Below are 857 nucleotides of genomic sequence, written 5' to 3'. Positions count from 1 at the left end.
GGGCTCTGAGCGGCCGCTACGGTCAATCATGAGAGACGTCCGGTATGAGATGGCGGACGACTGCGGCCGTCCGCCAAGGCCTCAGATGTCGATCTTCTCGGCGATGCTGAGCGCGTCATCGAGTTCGACGCCGAGGTATCGCACCGTGCTGTCCACCTTGGTGTGACCCAGCAGGAGCTGGACGGCGCGGAGATTGCCGGTCTTCCTGTAGATCAGTGCGGCCTTGGTCCGTCGCAGCGAATGCGTGCCGTAGCCGCTTGGATCCAGTCCGATTGCACACACCCAGTCATGAACAAGGCGCGCATACTGCCTTGTCGAGATGTGCGGTGAGCCGTGGAACCTGCTTGGGAACAGGTTGACCTGTCCAAGCATTTGGGACGATGTGACCCATGCGAGCACGCTTCTGCGTGTATTCTCGGACACCTCGAACTGAACTGGACGCCCGGTCTTGCTCTGGATGACCGACACGCGGTCCCGGACGTTTCCACCAGCGACGAGGTCCACGACCTTGAGTCGAACCAAGTCACACCCGCGGAGCTTGCTGTCTATGGCGAGATTGAACAATGCCAAGTCGCGCAGGTTATCCGCGAGCTCTAGCCAAGCGCGAATGGCCCAAACCTGCCTTGGCAGGAGCGGGCGTTTCTGGCCGATCAGCCGCCCCTTGTTCCACGGCGGACGTGATGGTCGGATTGCCGGTAGCTGTTTACTGGACATGATGGAGTCTCCGTCCAGCCCTCCCACACCAGGCATCGGCACCGTGCCAACGCGCGGATTTTACCTTAAGAGGACGAGTGTCCGCTTCGCGAACATCTGTTTCTTCAAGCCTAGCTGCGGTGCGTTGGTCTGCTCGGAGCCCA

General features: G+C 60.8%; 1 protein-coding gene. It reads right to left on the bottom strand.

Annotation, left to right across the window (positions count from 1 at the left end; genetic code table 11):
* Positions 1-81: 81 nt before the first annotated feature.
* On the bottom strand, positions 82-714 hold the full coding sequence (locus ACR0ID_RS20395) for a tyrosine-type recombinase/integrase (protein ID WP_480608419.1): 633 nt from the start codon (positions 712-714) through the stop codon (positions 82-84).
* Positions 715-857 lie beyond the last annotated feature (143 nt).

The organism is Ruegeria sp. AL2, from assembly GCF_056540845.1.
This window is presented reverse-complemented; position numbering and strand designations above follow the sequence as displayed.

What these genes read in the sequence shown, in the direction of transcription:
- ACR0ID_RS20395 (WP_480608419.1), bottom strand. Translation starts at nt 714, where the DNA reads ATGTCCAGTAAACAGCTACCGGCAATCCGACCATCACGTCCGCCGTGG.